Below are 16,298 nucleotides of genomic sequence, written 5' to 3' on the forward strand. Positions count from 1 at the left end.
GAATTTTCTGACTATTCATGTTAGAAAACCTAACATCTATAAGAGAGAATGTAATACGCCAGAATTTGGGTATATAGTGTATACTAGGACTAATTATCAAAGCGGAAGAAGGGGTTTCTTTTGAGATCAAACTATGCAGATGATAGCTTAGCGCTACACACAGACTTATATCAAATCAATATGGCAGAATCCTACTGGGCGGATGGCATACATAATAAAAAAGCAGTTTTTGAATTGTATTTTAGAAAATTACCATTTGGTAATGGCTATGCTATATTTGCTGGGTTAGAGCGAATGCTTGATTATCTACGTGATTTTCATTTTAGTGAATCGGATATTGCGTATTTACGAGATGAAGTAGGTTATAAAGAGGACTTTATCGAGTATTTAAAGAACATCCGATTCACAGGAGATATGTATTCCATGATAGAAGGGGAACTAGTTTTCGCTAATGAACCAATTGTTCGAATTGAAGCTCCATTAGTGGAGGCACAGTTAATTGAAACAGCATTACTTAATATTGTTAACTATCAAACATTAATTGCTACAAAGGCTAGCCGTATCAAGCAAATTATTAAAAATGAAGTGGCGATGGAATTTGGTACAAGGCGTGCACAAGAGATGGATGCTGCTATTTGGGGAACACGTGCAGCGTTTATCGGTGGTTTTGCTTCCACAAGTAATGTTCGAGCAGGTAAGCTTTTTAAAATTCCTGTTTCTGGTACACATGCCCATGCATTAGTACAAGCTTATAAAAATGATTATGATGCATTCCATGCTTATGCTAAACGTCATCGCGATTGTGTGTTTTTGGTAGATACTTATAATACATTGAAATCAGGGGTGCCAACTGCTATTAAAGTGGCTAAAGAGCTAGGAGACAAAATTAACTTTATTGGCATACGTTTAGATAGCGGTGATATTGCTTTCTTATCGAAAGAAGCTCGTCGTATGTTGGATGCTGCAGGCTTCCATGATGCAAAAATCATTGTCTCTAACGATTTAGATGAATACACAATCTTAAATTTAAAAGCACAAGGAGCAAAAGTAGATGTTTGGGGAATCGGTACAAAGCTTATTACAGCTTACGATCAGCCTGCGTTAGGTGCTGTATATAAAATGGTGGCTATCGAGAATAGCGAAGGGCAGCTTGAAGATACGATAAAAATCTCAGCTAATGCGGAAAAGGTATCAACGCCAGGATTAAAAAATGTCTATCGTATTATCGATAAAAAGAATGGGAAGGCAGAGGGAGACTATATCACAATGCACGATGAAAATCCTCAAGCTGAGGAACGTATCAAAATGTTCCATCCAATCCATACGTTTGTCTCGAAGTTTGTCACGAATTTTGAAGCAAAAAATTTACATCAGCATGTTATTAAAAATGGAGCGATCAATTATCAAAACCCTGCATTAGAGGAAATGCGTGATTACGCGGCGGAGAATTTAGAATTGTTATGGGATGAATATAAACGTGCGATGAATCCTGAAGAATATCCAGTCGATCTCAGTCAAAAATGCTGGGATAATAAGATGCGTAATATTGAAGAAGTGCATGCGATGGTTAAACGAATGTAAAAAGGAGTGACGGGTGCAATGACTTTACAGCAACAAATTATTGAGGAATTACGCGTATTGCCTAACATTGACGTACAGGAAGAGATACGTAAATCCATTGATTTTTTAAAGGAATATGCAAAACGCTATAGTTTTGTAAAAGGTTTTGTCCTTGGTATTTCTGGGGGTCAAGATTCAACATTAACAGGAAAACTAGCACAGTTGGCGATTGATGAATTAAATACAGAAGAGGGAGAAATGAAGTATTCGTTTTTCGCTGTACGATTACCATATGGCATACAAGCTGATGAGCAGGATTGTCAGGATGCCATTGATTATATAAAGCCAACAAAGGTTTATACAGTAAATATAAAAGATGCTGTGGATGCTAGTGTGAGAGCTCTGACAAATGCGGGTGTTGAGCTGAATGACTTTGTGAAAGGGAATGAAAAGGCTCGTGAGCGTATGAAGGTCCAATATTCAATTGCTGCAATGAATGGAGCGGTTGTATTAGGAACAGATCATGCTGCGGAAGCTATTACAGGCTTCTATACAAAGTTTGGTGATGGCGGAGCAGACTTGATGCCAATCTTTCGTTTAAATAAACGACAAGGAAAGCGATTGTTAGCAGAACTTCAATGCCCTGAGCATCTCTATAACAAGGTACCAACAGCGGATTTAGAAGAAGATCGTCCCTCATTGCCAGATGAAGTGGCGCTAGGTGTGTCGTATGATCAAATTGATGATTATTTAGAGGGTAAAGAAATTCCTGAAGAACCTCGCCGAATATTAGAAGGGTATTATTTGCGTTCCCAACATAAACGTCATATGCCAATTACAATATTTGATGATTTTTGGAAGTAAGATGAGTGAAAAGAGTTATAAAGAAAGTGGGTTCCGCTTTTAAAAATAGCTCTTTTCACTCTTTTTTTATGCATTTTGGTTCTATGTTGTTAATAGTCAGCATATAATGTCGATATAATTACCTATAAGAATAATAAAATGTAGAGGAGGGTAACTTTTTATGAGGACTTCTAGAGTGAGTGCAACGACAAGTAGTGTTTTTCGGCAGGAGCAACAGTATTTACATGCTGGTGATATAAGCCATAACTTTGGACAAAATCCGCAAAAGCAATTTCGCAATAGATTACAAAAAAATAAAGAGAAGACGCACAGTTCAACGACTGTTTCCGTGAATTCACAACAGCAGCAACAGCTCGCACCTATCCATGTAGATAGTGCTAGTGATTTGGAAATTCGTCGTGAATTAAATGAAACGGCATTAAAGCTCAGTCGTTTAAACAAACAAAAGAAGCGTCTTAATAGTTACCGGACTTCCATATAAGCAAAACTCTCCACATCAGTGTGGAGAGTTTTTATTTTGAGGAGAAGTAAATGAAAGCACTAAATTCAAAATATTTGAAGTGAGGATGTTCATTTAATGTTCAAGGTAATTTTTCCATTTCTTCACAGCGATTTTTAACTAATTTCACAACTAATCTGTAATGTAGGATTTAGCAATAGAAAACTAAACTTGGAGGAAAAAGTTGTGAAAAAATTATGGTTACCTGCACTAATATTATTATTTGTACTTGCAGCTTGTGGTAGCGAAAAACAACAGGCAGAAGAAAAGGAAAGTGAGCAAGAAGCTACGAAAAATGAATCGGAACCCGTGCAAGTCGCTTCACTAGTAGATACCCAGTTACAAGAGCCAGAAGAAAATACAATTTGTGAAATGTGTAATATGAAAGTTTATATGAAAGACCATGAGATGGGCGTATTTTCAACACAGGCAATAAAAGAAGATGGAACCATCGCTTTTTATGACGATATTGGCTGTTTATTGAATGCAGAGGTTGCTAATGAAGAAAAAAACGAAAAATTTGTGCGCGATTTTGTGACGATGGATTGGGCAAAGGTTGAAGATGTAACTATTATAAAAACAGAGCTGAAATCTCCGATGAACTGGGGCTATATTTATTTCGCGGATAAGGCAGAGGCGGATAAATATATGCAAGAAAATCCGAAAGCTTATGTGGAGGAACTACAAAAAATTAAAGATGATGCATTAGAGAGACGTAAGAAGATGATGCAAAAAAAGACTGAGGAAGAAAGCGATGCATCTGGTTCCATGCATTCGAATGAGATGGATCAAGAAGGACACAGTCATTAAATCAAGACTAGGGGAATTCCTCTAGTCTTTTCTTGCCGAATGAGGAGGTGAAAAGGGATGAAGCAAATCGTGTTGTTCTTTTTATTTTTTCTATTTACAAGTCAAACGGCATATGCAGAATTTGATATTCAATTTGCAATCGATCAAGCAAAAGCTGGAGATAGTATTCATATTCCTGCTGGTCGTTACCAAGGGAATTTCATCGTAAAGAAACCGATCAAACTGTACGGACAAAAAGGGACTGAGCTTTATGCTCAAAATGATGAACCTGTATTAAAAATTGAACATGCAACGAATGTTTCGATAGAAAATTTAAGGATAACAGCAAAAAATAAAGGAATTGTTGCAAATGAGATGGTGAATTTAGAGCTGAGAGCTATTGAATTAAAAGATATCCAAGTTGGTATACATATTCAACGTTCAAGGCATATTCGAATTTTAGAAAATAAGATCATTGGTAATTACTCACACTTTGCCGAAAAAGGAAATGGAATTGCGGTTTTTAAAAGTGAGGATGTCGCAATTGAACATAATACGATTAAACAAGTACAGGATGGTATATATGTTGAAGAAGTGAAGCGGGTCGACGTGCAGCGAAACAAAGTAACAAATAGCCGTTACGGAACACATTTTATGTATTCAAATGGTGTGAAGGTGTTGTTCAATACGTATTTACAGAATGTTACCGGTCTTATGGTAATGATGACTACTAATTTAGAAATAAGTAGTAATACAATCAGTACTCATAATGGCTTCAATAGTTATGGACTTATGATGTATGACACACAGGAGGCAATGGTAAGAAAAAATAGCTTTCTACATAATCGTGTAGGGGTAGCATTGCAGAAGAGTTCGGTGATTCAAATACAAGAAAATCGCTTTCAGATGAATCAAACTGCATTAGAAGGTACAAAAGTTGATGAGCGTTCAACCATTATGGAAAATCAGTTTACAGGCAATATATTAACAGCAAGGTCAGACAATCAAGGTTTACGTCTAATGCATAATTTTTATGATGATTATACAGGGCTCGATGTGGCTGGTGATGGTTTTGGAGATGTTCCATACGTGGCTGTGTCGAGTTTTGGACAATGGATGGTGAGACAGCCAGTTTATCAATTCTTTGTGGCATCACCAAGCGTTGTTATCCTGACATCACTAGATCAACAGATTAATAACACAGAACGAAACCTACTTGTAGATAGTGAACCGAAATTAATGAGTAATATGAAAAAGACAGAGCTTTCGTTAAATAGCAAACAATTGGTTATCGGTTTAGTTGTGACTATATGTAGTTTATGGCTATGGAGAAGGGGGACGAGAGTATGACTAGATGGATAACGATGCTAATTTTATGTGGCGTTATTTTAGTAGGTTGTGGTGAAAAAGCATACCATCCACGTGAAATCAATAGTGAAACAGATGTTTGTAAAGTTTGTAATATGAGTATTGTTCATAATGAATATGCAGGGCAAATTGTTTTGAAAAATGGAGACTATGAGATTTTTGATGATATTGGATGCTTGATGGATTACCTTAAGCTAAATGGCGATGGTGAAGTTGGAGCAGCCTATATTAAAAATAAAGCAACTAATCAATGGATGGATGTTTATAAAGCAATTTATGTATACAACAAAAATTATTGGACACCGATGAACTATGGTGTTATAGCATTTGCTACAAAAGACGAGGTGCAACATTGGATGAATGATGAAGGAGAAGGTCAACTATTAGCCTATCATGAATTGCTGACATTAAATTGGGGGATTCATGAGTGATGTTTGTAAAAATAGAGCTGAAGCAGATTCTAAGAAGTCGATGGATGCAACTAGTAGCTTTTCTGTTTACATTTGTTTTCGTTGCCATTATCGTGATTCAACAAATGGCATTACCAGACATTGAGGGCTTTACACGGCAAACTGCATCATTTTTAAGTGTGTTGTTATTTCTACTGCCGCTATTTATCATCACCATTGGCAGTATGAGTATAGCTGGGGATATAGAATCAGGTTGGTTATCGTTATTAAAAACATATCCTATGAAGCGGACGCAATATATTACAGGCAAATATGTGGCTATAGCACTTGCGTTTTTATTAGTAATCGTTGTGGCATTTGGTTTTGTATTAACAATAGGGGGCTTACTAGGTGGTGTACGGTTACCAATTGTTTTCGTTGTTCTTACACTATTATGTATTTTTATCTTTGTGTCTTTAGGAATCTTGCTAGGGACGTTTGCTAAAACAAGATTATTTGCACTTGCATTATCCCTTGTTGTATGGTCCTTTCTTTTATTGCTCATGTCTTATGCTTTAATGGCTCTAGGTGCAGTTGTACCTGGCCATATTTTACAAAGGCTGATCATCATAACGATACATATTAATCCAGCAGAATGGTTACGCTTTGGCTATTTTCTATTTAGCAATCAAGCTAGTGTGCTTGGTCCAGCCTTTTATGATGTAACGAGGTTCTACTTATCACCGATTGGTCATGTGTTGTATGGAGGAATAACAATACTCTGGATTGTGCTGCCCTTAATGCTTGCTACGAAGTTGTTAAAGGAGGAGCATCAGCGATGATTCTATTAGAAGGAAAAAATGTAGCGAAGGTATATGAAAATGATAGAGGATTAAAAGAAGCCTCCTTTATGCTGCAAGCTGGTCGAATTCTTGCATTGGTTGGAGGAAATGGAGCTGGAAAGAGTACTTTGATTCGTTTATTAACTGGTCAAGAGAAGCAGCAAGCTGGTGAAATAATATGGCATCAACCACAAACAATTCGTTTTATGCCTGATGATGTAAACTTTCCAACTATGCTAACTGCAGCTGAAATATTAGAGCTGTTGGCATCTTTAAAAAAAGTAGATAAATATGAACAACAGAATGTACTGAAGCGTGTTTCCTTGTGGGATGTTCGGAAGCAAAGAGCTAAACACTTTTCCAAAGGGATGCTACAGCGGCTAAACCTAGCTCAAAGCTTACTTGGTAGCGGGTCATTGCTCATTTTAGATGAGCCAACGAATGGTCTAGATCCCTTTTGGATAGCACAGTTGAAAAACATGATGTTGGAGGAGAAGGAAAAAGGTAATACGGTTATCTTCTCTACTCATTTGCTGTCTTTTGCCGAAGAAATAGCGGATGATGTATTAGTTTTACATGAAGGGAAAATTATTCTTTCTGGAGCGATAACTGAAATTTTCTTGCAAGAAAATTCTGCATCTTTAGAAGAAATATGGTTAAAAAGATTGAAATTGTAACATTCTAATGAGTAATGACGTTATATAATAAGGATTAAGCTTGTTTGAGTGTTATCAAACAAGCCTTTTTTATGAGTGATAGTAGGGAGTAGAAGTTTCAGATAATTGTTTTACAAGACAGATTTCGCTATGCTTAGAATAAGTTTGCTTGCAATTCACACAATTGCTTGATGGAATGGGAGGCTTTTCGATTAATGAATGCTCAAATACAGAATGTTTTAGAAAATATAGAAAAAGTAATGATTGGTAAAAGAGAAGTTGCTGAACTCAGTATTGTCGCACTATTAGCAAGGGGACATGTTTTGTTGGAGGATGTACCTGGAGTGGGAAAGACAATGATGGTGCGAGCGCTTGCAAAATCTTTTGATGCCCAATTTAAGCGTATTCAATTTACGCCAGATCTATTGCCATCAGATGTAGTCGGTATTTCTATTTATAACCCTAAGACAATGGAGTTTGAATTTCGTCCAGGGCCAATCATGGGGGATGTTGTATTAGCCGATGAAATTAACCGAACGTCGCCAAAAACTCAATCAGCCTTATTAGAGGGGATGGAGGAGGCTTCTGTTACAATTGATGGGAATACTCTGATGATCAATCAGCCATTTTTTGTTATGGCTACACAAAATCCGATTGAACATGAAGGTACCTATCCTTTACCTGAAGCACAGCTTGATCGATTTCTCTTAAAGATAAAAATGGGCTATCCATCTAGGGGACAGGAAGTTGAAATTTTACGAAGAGCTGAGAATGGTAAAGCCATTGAAAAAATCGAAGCAGTGTTATCGGTAGCGCAATTAATTGAATTACAGGAGCTTGTTCAAGGTGTGCATGTGAAAGATTCTGTTAAAAATTATATGGTGGAGCTTGCTACACTAACAAGGGAAAATAATTATGTCTATTTAGGTGTGAGTCCACGTGCCACAATAGCGCTAATGAAAGCTTCTCAAGCTTACGCATTTTTGAAAGGACGAAGCTATGTTACACCTGATGATGTTCAATATTTAGTGCCATTTGTTTTTAGCCATCGTTTAGTCTTAAAACCCGATGCACGCTACGATAACGTGACAGCAGACGAAATTATCCAGCGTATCATTGCCAAAACACCAGTTCCGACAAAGAGGTTTGCAGAACAATGAGGCGATGGAAAGCTTTTGTAGAAAAAAGTAAACATTTCCTATTAATCGCTTTTTTGATGATCATAACATTTTGTTATGCAATGTTCCAAGGTGGATTTGTAAGCTGGTTTGTATTTTTTACGGTTAGTCCGTTTTTAGTATATGCATTCATGTTCTTTATCGTTAGAGAAGATATTTTACTAATCGAACGCAAGATTGACCCTATTCATATTGAAAGAGGTCAATCAGCGAAGGTGCACATTGCGATAGAACGTAAAACACGTTTTCCGTTTGCCTATATCGTAATGGAGGAACTTGTGGATAGTGAGGGATTAGTGCAAGCTAAAATACAAAATACGAATGCCATTAAATTTGTTGGATTTAAAAAGAAATTTAGCTGGCAATATGAATTGGAAGATATGCCACGTGGTGAACATCGCTACCTAGGCGTTACAATTGTTTTCTACGACTTTTTTGGCTGGGCAAAAAAGGTTGTCGTAGCAGAAAAGGACCAAACTATTTTAGTTTACCCAAGAATACAAGACATGAAATATGCTGCCCTTCAAACAAAATATGATGTTGGCCCTATGATGTCACCATACTCTATTGTGAAAGACACATCGATGGCTGTTGGATTAAGAGAGTACGTTCCAGGAGATCGTTTTTCATGGATTCATTGGAAATCATTTGCACGTACACAAACCTTGCAGTCTAAGGAATTTGAGGATCGACAATCATCTGAATTAATGTTAGTACTTGACGCTACAAAATCCTCCGTGTTTGAAGAAAAAGTGGAATTAGTAGCTTCGATGTTACAGATGATCGTTCAGGAGCGTGGAGAATTATCATTTATTTCCGCTGGAGAAATGACGAAAGTATTCCCTGCTATACAGGGTGATAAGCATTTAGATCAGGTCATGTATCATTTAGCTGCGATAAAACCTACAGAGAATGTAAAGTTTCGATTCCATGACCAACAAGCCTTTAAGCAAGTGGCAACTCTGCTTTATGTGACAAGTGATGTTTCAGATGAATTACTACATACTCTTGCAAATATAGTGAAAAGCTGTATTTGTTTTGTAGTGGCCAAGCAGCCACCAGTGCAATCTGAGCTTACGATGCGGTATAAACATATACAAGTTATTTTTGTGAATCCAGTAGATTTCTATCATTTATTCACGGAGGTGACGAGACCGTGAAGCAATCATTAGGAGAATTTTTAGAATTAGCCATAGCGTATGTTATTGTATTTTTCATTTTGCGAGAATGGCTTATTCCCATTATGCAATTAACGAATACAGGCGGGATGCACCTTTTCTTAGTCTTTATCGGTATGTCTTTAGCGCTAAGTCTTTTCCGCGTACATCCTTTGTTATCAGGATTAGTGAAGTTTGGTTATATTACATGGTTTATTGTTTTTACCTATAGCCCTAGTCCTGTATTATCTGGTGATACTATACCTTTTTTATTGGCTGAATGGAAAGGGAACATGACCACGATCCTGACAGGTGACTTTGGACAGGTTTCAGATGTTTTCAGAACAGTATTATTTCTTGTCTTGATTTGGATGCTAGTTTATTTAATTCACCATTGGGTTTCGGTGAGAAAAAATATATTCTATTTCTTTGCCATGACCGTATTCTTTATTGCTACTTTGGATACATTTAGTGACTATGATGGTAAAGCCGCAATTGTAAAAGTTGTTGTTTTAGGATTAATCATGACAGGGGTACTTTTTGTCAAGCGTCTTTGGCTTCAAGTGGAAACTACAAGTACGGTAATGGAGAAATGGAAAATTGTTATTCCCATGCTAGTATCCGTATTGCTCGTTAGTTCTGTAGCATTCTTTTTACCAAAAACAGGACCAACATGGGCAGATCCTGTGCCGTTTATCCAAGGGGTTACTGGAAAAGATGGAAAAGGAAATGGTCAAAAATCAGTTGGTTATAGCCAAGATGATAGTCAGTTAGGTGGCCCGTTCCAAGGAGATAATACATTAATATTCACTGCTTCTTCTCGTGATCGTCATTATTGGCGTATTGAAACAAAAGATACGTATACGTCAAAAGGCTGGATTGTGTCAGAGGGGAACTTTGGGAAAAATGTTTATGAGTCAAATACACCCATTCTGACTTCTTTACAAGTTGGGCCGCCCGAAAATGAACGTCAGATTCAATTAGACATTGCTGTTCCAATGCCATTTTTAATTCAAACCTATGGTATGCTTTCTGTTTCGGCTCAGGATTCCACTTTATTTATTCAAGATGAGCAGACTGAGAGAATGAATATAGAACAACAGGTAGGGGAATCGAAATCATTATCAAACTATTCATTGTCTTATAGCGAGCCTGTTTATAGTATGGAGCAGCTCCAGTTGTCATATCCAGCAACACTTGAAACAATGGATTCTTCATTTGACCGATTTTTGCAGTTACCAAACCAACTTCCCCAACGTGTAAAGGACTTAGCGTCTGAAATAACGCAAAAGAAAGATACCGTTTATGAACAAATTAAGGCTGTAGAAAGTTATTTTAGAACAAATGGTTTTAAGTACGATAAAACGCAAGCCGCCATTCCTGCTGAAAATCAAGATTATGTCGATCAATTTTTGTTCGATACAAAAGTAGGGTATTGTGATAATTTCTCCACGTCAATGGTGGTACTTTTACGTTCAGTAGGGATCCCAGCTCGTTGGGTAAAAGGTTTTGCTCCAGGAACTGCAGGCCCTATGTCAGATGGACTACGCGAATATCGCATCACGAATGACAATGCGCACTCATGGGTAGAAGCTTTTATACCTGGAACGGGATGGATGGAGTTTGAACCTACAATCGGTTTTACCGGCAATGTAAACATTGATTATGATATCCCGTTAGATACGTCTGACGAGGAAGAAGTATTGCAGCCAGAACAAAAACCTGAGCAGCCACAACCACAAGAACAGGTAACCGAGAAGGAACAGACAGAATCAACATTTAGCTTTGATGCAATGTGGTTATGGATGAAAAAGTTTGCCTATGTTTGGGTGATAATTGTTGTATTATTAATAATCACAGGTATTTCATTATTCTTACAGCGTAAAACGTGGATTCCAAAAATGCATGTTCGGGCTTACCGTAAAAAAGTAGCGGATTGGTCAAATTTCGATTCTTCTTACCATGTTTTACTAAAACAATTATCTCGTATTGGCTTGCGCAGAAATGATGGAGAAACGTTAAGTGCATTCGCAGAGCGTGTAGATGCAGCATTAGAAACAGATGAAATGCAAAAGCTGACGGTAGTCTACGAGCAACATATTTATGGGAAAGACAAAGAGGATGTTGATTTTGTGAAGCTGAAAGAAAGTTGGGAATATTTAATCAATCGCACTATCAGTTGATTTTAACGTAGACAAAGAGTAAAATGAAAAAAATTAAATGCAAGGATTGCTTTCATATAAGTTCGATAATAGGGTTCGGATGTTTCTACGAAATCACCATAAATGGTTTCTCTATGAAGGCGGATGTTTTCGTTAGGTGAAAAGTATAGTAAATCACTTTACTTTGCTACGCATTCGCCTTTATCAATATTCTAGAGCTTATGAACGCGTAGAAAGTTTTTTTACTTTCTTCGCGTTTTTCTTTGAACAAATGAAAATATCCTTTAAAAATCATAGAAGAGGTGGAAATTTTGACAGCTAGCCCTTTATTAAAAGAGCAAGAAAAAATCGTTGTACTAGACTTCGGTAGCCAATTTAACCAATTAATCACACGTCGTATTCGTGAATTTGGTGTTTTCAGTGAATTGCATCCACATACAGTAACTGCAGAAGAAATTAAAGATATGAACGCAACAGGTATTATTTTCTCAGGTGGTCCAAACTCTGTTTATGATGAAAATGCCTTCCATGTGGATCCAGCTATTTTCGAATTAGGTTTACCGATTTTAGGTATTTGCTATGGTATGCAATTAATGGCACATACAAACGGCGGTAAAGTTGAAGGTGCTGAAACACGCGAATATGGTAAAGCTGAAATTCAAGTAACAACACCAAACAAATTATTTGGTGAGTTACCTACAGAACAAATCGTTTGGATGAGCCATGGTGACCATGTAACAGAAGTTCCAGCTGGTTTTGAAGTCATCGCAACTAGCGCATCTTGTCCGATTGCTGCAATGGCAAACGTTGAACGTAAACTATATGCAGTACAATTCCATCCAGAAGTACGTCACTCTGTATATGGTAATGATCTATTACGTCAATTCGTATTCGACATCTGTGAAGCGAAAGGCGATTGGTCAATGGCAAACTTCATTGAGCTTGAAATTGCTAAAATTCGTGAAATCGTTGGCGATAAAAAAGTATTATGCGCACTTTCTGGTGGTGTAGACTCATCGGTTGTAGCGGTGTTAATCCATAAAGCAATCGGCGATCAATTAACTTGTATGTTCGTAGATCACAACTTAAACCGTAAAGGTGAAGTTGAACAAGTAATGAAAACATTCACAGAAGACTTTGACATGAATCTTATTAAAATCGATGCACGTAAACGCTTCATGGACAAACTTGCTGGCGTTTCTGATCCAGAGAAAAAACGTAAAATTATTGGCAATGAATTCATTTATGTATTTGATGAAGAGGCATCTAAGCTTGAAGGCATGGATTTCTTAGCACAAGGAACTCTTTACACAGATATTATTGAATCTGGTACTTCAACTGCGCAAACAATCAAATCACACCATAACGTTGGCGGTCTTCCGGAAGATATGCAATTCCAACTAATCGAGCCACTGAAAACTTTATTTAAAGATGAAGTACGTGCGCTAGGCTTAGAGCTTGGACTTGACGAAAAAATCGTTTGGCGTCAACCATTCCCAGGTCCTGGATTAGGTATCCGTGTGCTTGGTGAAGTAACAGAAGAAAAATTAGAAATCGTTCGCGAATCTGATTTCATTCTACGTGAAGAAATCGCAAAAGCTGGCCTTGATCGTGACATCTGGCAATACTTCACGGTATTACCTGATATCCGTTCAGTTGGTGTAATGGGTGATGCACGTACGTATGACTATGCAATCGGTATCCGTGCAGTAACATCTATCGACGGTATGACTTCTGACTGGGCACGCATTCCTTGGGATGTATTAGAGAAAATCTCTGTCCGCCTAGTAAACGAAGTAAAACATGTGAACCGCGTGCTGTATGATATTACATCTAAGCCACCTGCAACGATTGAGTGGGAATAATAGCAAAAGCCCTAAAAGCTCTAAGAGGTTTTTAGGGCTTTTTTGATTTCATTCTTTCTGAATTTATGGCTGAATGAAGTTTCCTAACATACAAAAATTGCTGGTAAAGTGATGTATGTAGTAAACTAAATGAATGCAAAAGAAATTATATTAGTCAGATTAGGGGGGATTTAAATGGAGAAAAATAAACCAAAAATACATACATTAGCAGTTGGGATGCCAAAAGAGTTGATTGATAGTAAAGGGCGTTCAATGATTACGGGGATTGAAAAACAAAGCGTGCAGGAAGTTTACTTGTCCTCTCATGGCTTCGAAGGAGATGATGTGGCAGATAAAAAACATCATGGTGGCCCTGACCGCGCAGTTTGTTTATATCCTGCGGAGCATTACATCCAATGGGAACAGGAACTTGGGAAAACGTTGCCTATTGCTGCATTTGGTGAAAATTTAACAGTAACAAATATGTTAGAAGTAGATGTTTGTATTGGTGATGTTTATAAAATTGGAGATGCTGTCATCCAAATTACACAGGGGCGTATTCCGTGTAGCACGATCGATAGATATACAGAGGCAAACATATTACTCAAGCGTTTAATCGAAACAGGCTATACAGGTTTCCTTGCACGCGTACTAGAAGAAGGGACAATCTGTGCAGAATCAACAATTGAGCTTGTAGAAAAGCATCCTGCATGTATATCTGTTTTGTATTGCAATGAAGTGTACTTTAAAAACAAAGATGCGATCGCAATGAAACAAATACAAGCAGTAGATGCATTAGCAGAAGATTGGAAAGAAAAATTAGAAAAAAGAATTCAGGTCTTGCAAAGTAAAGTGACGAGTTAAAACATAAGTTCAAAAGAAGGATCCTCTAGAATTTCTAGGGGATTTTTTCTTTAAACGGATAAATGGAATGTTCAGTACAAAGCTTCTTTAGTAACGTTTTTAATAGAACCTGAACAATAAATAAGAATTTTACACGAACTTTCGTATTTCTTTTTAGAAAAATGTTCGGAAATAGGGTTGAAATCTAAAAAACGAAATGATATATTACGAATGTAAATTAAATACGTCGTCGTATAATGTCGGGGATAAGGCCCGTGAGTTTCTACCAAGTTACCGTAAATAACTTGACTACGATTTAGGTTTATACATAAACGTATAAACACTAATTTGTTTCACACACTAATTGTGATGAAATATATCGTAGACATGCGACTAGTAGAGTAGTCGGCGTGTCTTTTTTGTTTTCGATATTGAGGACGACCACACGGAGGATTTTTTGATAATGAAAAAATATTTCATGTTCGATGAATTAGGAACTAATTATCGCCGCGAAATAATAGGTGGTATTACAACCTTCCTTGCAATGGCATATATTCTAGCTGTTAACCCAGGTATTCTAGAAAATGCAGGGATGGATAAAGGTGCTGTTTTCGTAGCAACAGCATTAGCAGCAGCAGTCGGTTCTTTGATTATGGGGATTTTCGCTAAATTCCCGATTTCACTTGCTCCTGGAATGGGGCTAAATGCATTCTTTGCATTTACTGTAGTCGGAGCATATGGTATTCCATGGCAAACTGGTTTAACAGGTGTGTTCTTCTCAGGGATTATCTTTATTATTTTATCTTTAACTGGTATCCGTGAAACCGTTATTAACGCAATTCCAGTACAACTTAAATATGCAGTTTCTGCAGGTATTGGTTTGTTTATCACTTTTGTTGGTTTACAAGGAGCGGGGATCATTGTCGATAGCCCAGCTACTTTAGTCACTTTAGGAAGTTTCACAGGCGCTACATTATTAGCGGTTTTCGGTATTATTCTTTCAGTTATTCTTATTATTAAATTGCGCAGTATTGGTATTTTCTTAGGTATGGTGATTACAGCAGTTATTGGGATGATCACAGGTATCATTGATCCCCCAACAGCGGTTGTATCAGCTATCCCAAGTGTAGATTCTACATTCATGGTAGCATTAGAACCACTAGGTGATATTGGTACATTATTGAATGTGAAGTTCTTAGTAGTAGTATTAACATTCTTGTTTGTTGATTTCTTTGATACAGCCGGTACTTTAATGGCTGTTGCGACACAAGCAGGCTTAGTAAAAGATAATAAACTACCACGTGCTGGCCGTGCCTTAATGGCAGATGCACTAGCAACAACTATCGGTTCTTTATTTGGTACATCAACAACAACTGCATACGTAGAGTCAACTTCTGGAGTTGCTGCAGGTGCTCGTTCAGGATTCTCGGCAGTTGTAACAGCAGTACTATTCTTAGTAGCATTATTCTTCTCACCATTATTAGCGGTTGTAACACCAGCAGTTACTGCTCCAGCTTTAGTAATCGTAGGGGTACTTATGGTATCGTCATTACGTTTAATTGATTGGGATAAATTCGAAATAGCAGTACCTGCGTTCTTTACAGTGTTAATGATGCCACTTGGTTATTCAATTGCTACTGGTATTGCAATCGGCTTTGTATTCTACCCAATTACAATGTTATTAGCAGGTCGAAAAAAAGAAATTCACCCAATGATGTATGGTCTATTCTTTGTCTTCCTTGCATACTTCATTTGGGTACGTTAGTTAAACAGACACCTCTCATTGTTAGTAAGATACTAATCATGAGAGGTGTTTTTTATTAAAAATAAAAAGCAATAAATTGTTGGTTAGAGCAATCAAAAATTAAGTTGATCCTAATTAAAAGAGTTATGGTTTTTATACATTATATAGAAGAAACTCGTTTTTAAATAATGAGAATAGTTTTACTTTAACGAAAGGCTTGCAAACTTAAATTTAAGATGATATATTTAAACACGTTGTTACGAAACAAACGAACAACTTCAAAAATATTAACACAAACAGTTGACAACATGTTAACAATATGTTAAATTATAAAAAGTTACTTAGCGTAACTAGTAAATGAACCTTGAAAACTGAACAAGCAAAACGTAATCAATAAAGTTTT

14 protein-coding genes and 2 riboswitches are annotated in these 16,298 nt (G+C 37.0%); all 14 genes read left to right on the forward strand.

The window, feature by feature from the left end; genetic code table 11:
- Positions 1 to 120: 120 nt before the first annotated feature.
- Positions 121 to 1,581: a nicotinate phosphoribosyltransferase gene (locus CD31_RS04530; RefSeq protein ID WP_036076046.1), complete on the forward strand. Its 1,461-nt coding sequence runs from the start codon at positions 121 to 123 to the stop codon at positions 1,579 to 1,581.
- A gap of 18 nt (positions 1,582 to 1,599) precedes the next feature.
- On the forward strand, positions 1,600 to 2,424 hold the full coding sequence (gene nadE, locus CD31_RS04535) for an ammonia-dependent NAD(+) synthetase (protein ID WP_036076047.1): 825 nt from the start codon (positions 1,600 to 1,602) through the stop codon (positions 2,422 to 2,424).
- A gap of 160 nt (positions 2,425 to 2,584) precedes the next feature.
- Positions 2,585 to 2,905, forward strand: a complete 321-nt coding sequence (locus CD31_RS04540) for a hypothetical protein (RefSeq protein WP_036076048.1) — start codon at positions 2,585 to 2,587, stop codon at positions 2,903 to 2,905.
- A gap of 204 nt (positions 2,906 to 3,109) precedes the next feature.
- A complete protein-coding gene (locus tag CD31_RS04545; protein ID WP_036076049.1) occupies positions 3,110 to 3,733 on the forward strand; it encodes a nitrous oxide reductase accessory protein NosL in 624 nt (207 codons plus the stop codon).
- A 57-nt stretch (positions 3,734 to 3,790) separates the two neighbouring features.
- A complete protein-coding gene (locus CD31_RS04550; RefSeq protein ID WP_036076050.1) occupies positions 3,791 to 5,062 on the forward strand; it encodes a NosD domain-containing protein in 1,272 nt (423 codons plus the stop codon).
- A complete protein-coding gene (locus tag CD31_RS04555) occupies positions 5,059 to 5,511 on the forward strand; it encodes a nitrous oxide reductase accessory protein NosL (RefSeq protein WP_036076051.1) in 453 nt (150 codons plus the stop codon). Before CD31_RS04550 ends, CD31_RS04555 begins: the two co-directional genes overlap by 4 nt.
- Entirely contained in the window at positions 5,511 to 6,311 is an 801-nt protein-coding gene (locus CD31_RS04560) for an ABC transporter permease (RefSeq protein WP_052125321.1), read from the forward strand. The genes CD31_RS04555 and CD31_RS04560 overlap by 1 nt, the downstream gene beginning before the upstream one ends.
- Positions 6,308 to 6,988: an ABC transporter ATP-binding protein gene (locus CD31_RS04565; protein ID WP_036076053.1), complete on the forward strand. Its 681-nt coding sequence runs from the start codon at positions 6,308 to 6,310 to the stop codon at positions 6,986 to 6,988. The genes CD31_RS04560 and CD31_RS04565 overlap by 4 nt, the downstream gene beginning before the upstream one ends.
- Positions 6,989 to 7,182: 194 nt before the next feature.
- Complete coding sequence (locus CD31_RS04570) at positions 7,183 to 8,127, forward strand: AAA family ATPase (RefSeq protein ID WP_016994773.1); 945 nt, start codon at positions 7,183 to 7,185, stop codon at positions 8,125 to 8,127.
- Positions 8,124 to 9,305: a DUF58 domain-containing protein gene (locus CD31_RS04575; protein ID WP_036076055.1), complete on the forward strand. Its 1,182-nt coding sequence runs from the start codon at positions 8,124 to 8,126 to the stop codon at positions 9,303 to 9,305. Before CD31_RS04570 ends, CD31_RS04575 begins: the two co-directional genes overlap by 4 nt.
- Positions 9,302 to 11,485 (forward strand): DUF4129 domain-containing transglutaminase family protein, encoded by a 2,184-nt coding sequence (locus CD31_RS04580; protein WP_036076057.1) that lies wholly within the window; start codon positions 9,302 to 9,304, stop codon positions 11,483 to 11,485. The genes CD31_RS04575 and CD31_RS04580 overlap by 4 nt, the downstream gene beginning before the upstream one ends.
- 32 nt (positions 11,486 to 11,517) lie before the next feature.
- Positions 11,518 to 11,619, forward strand: a riboswitch (purine riboswitch).
- A gap of 156 nt (positions 11,620 to 11,775) precedes the next feature.
- Positions 11,776 to 13,329 (forward strand): glutamine-hydrolyzing GMP synthase, encoded by a 1,554-nt coding sequence (gene guaA, locus CD31_RS04585; RefSeq protein ID WP_036076059.1) that lies wholly within the window; start codon positions 11,776 to 11,778, stop codon positions 13,327 to 13,329.
- Between the two features lie 174 nt (positions 13,330 to 13,503).
- Positions 13,504 to 14,172 carry an MOSC domain-containing protein gene (locus tag CD31_RS04590; RefSeq protein WP_036076060.1) on the forward strand — a complete coding sequence of 223 codons (669 nt, stop codon included), beginning with the start codon at positions 13,504 to 13,506 and terminating at the stop codon, positions 14,170 to 14,172.
- A 209-nt stretch (positions 14,173 to 14,381) separates the two neighbouring features.
- Positions 14,382 to 14,483: riboswitch (purine riboswitch) on the forward strand.
- A gap of 131 nt (positions 14,484 to 14,614) precedes the next feature.
- Positions 14,615 to 15,916, forward strand: a complete 1,302-nt coding sequence (locus CD31_RS04595; RefSeq protein WP_036076061.1) for an NCS2 family permease — start codon at positions 14,615 to 14,617, stop codon at positions 15,914 to 15,916.
- Positions 15,917 to 16,298 lie beyond the last annotated feature (382 nt).

It is taken from the genome of Lysinibacillus boronitolerans JCM 21713 = 10a = NBRC 103108, from assembly GCF_000772935.1.
Lineage (GTDB): Bacteria > Bacillota > Bacilli > Bacillales_A > Planococcaceae > Lysinibacillus > Lysinibacillus boronitolerans.

What these genes read in the sequence shown, in the direction of transcription:
- nadE (WP_036076047.1), top strand. Translation starts at nt 1,600, where the DNA reads ATGACTTTACAGCAACAAATTATTGAGGAATTACGCGTATTGCCTAAC.
- CD31_RS04540 (WP_036076048.1), top strand. Translation starts at nt 2,585, where the DNA reads ATGAGGACTTCTAGAGTGAGTGCAACGACAAGTAGTGTTTTTCGGCAG.
- CD31_RS04550 (WP_036076050.1), top strand. Translation starts at nt 3,791, where the DNA reads ATGAAGCAAATCGTGTTGTTCTTTTTATTTTTTCTATTTACAAGTCAA.
- CD31_RS04555 (WP_036076051.1), top strand. Translation starts at nt 5,059, where the DNA reads ATGACTAGATGGATAACGATGCTAATTTTATGTGGCGTTATTTTAGTA.
- CD31_RS04560 (WP_052125321.1), top strand. Translation starts at nt 5,511, where the DNA reads ATGTTTGTAAAAATAGAGCTGAAGCAGATTCTAAGAAGTCGATGGATG.
- CD31_RS04565 (WP_036076053.1), top strand. Translation starts at nt 6,308, where the DNA reads ATGATTCTATTAGAAGGAAAAAATGTAGCGAAGGTATATGAAAATGAT.
- CD31_RS04570 (WP_016994773.1), top strand. Translation starts at nt 7,183, where the DNA reads ATGAATGCTCAAATACAGAATGTTTTAGAAAATATAGAAAAAGTAATG.
- CD31_RS04575 (WP_036076055.1), top strand. Translation starts at nt 8,124, where the DNA reads ATGAGGCGATGGAAAGCTTTTGTAGAAAAAAGTAAACATTTCCTATTA.
- CD31_RS04590 (WP_036076060.1), top strand. Translation starts at nt 13,504, where the DNA reads ATGGAGAAAAATAAACCAAAAATACATACATTAGCAGTTGGGATGCCA.
- CD31_RS04595 (WP_036076061.1), top strand. Translation starts at nt 14,615, where the DNA reads ATGAAAAAATATTTCATGTTCGATGAATTAGGAACTAATTATCGCCGC.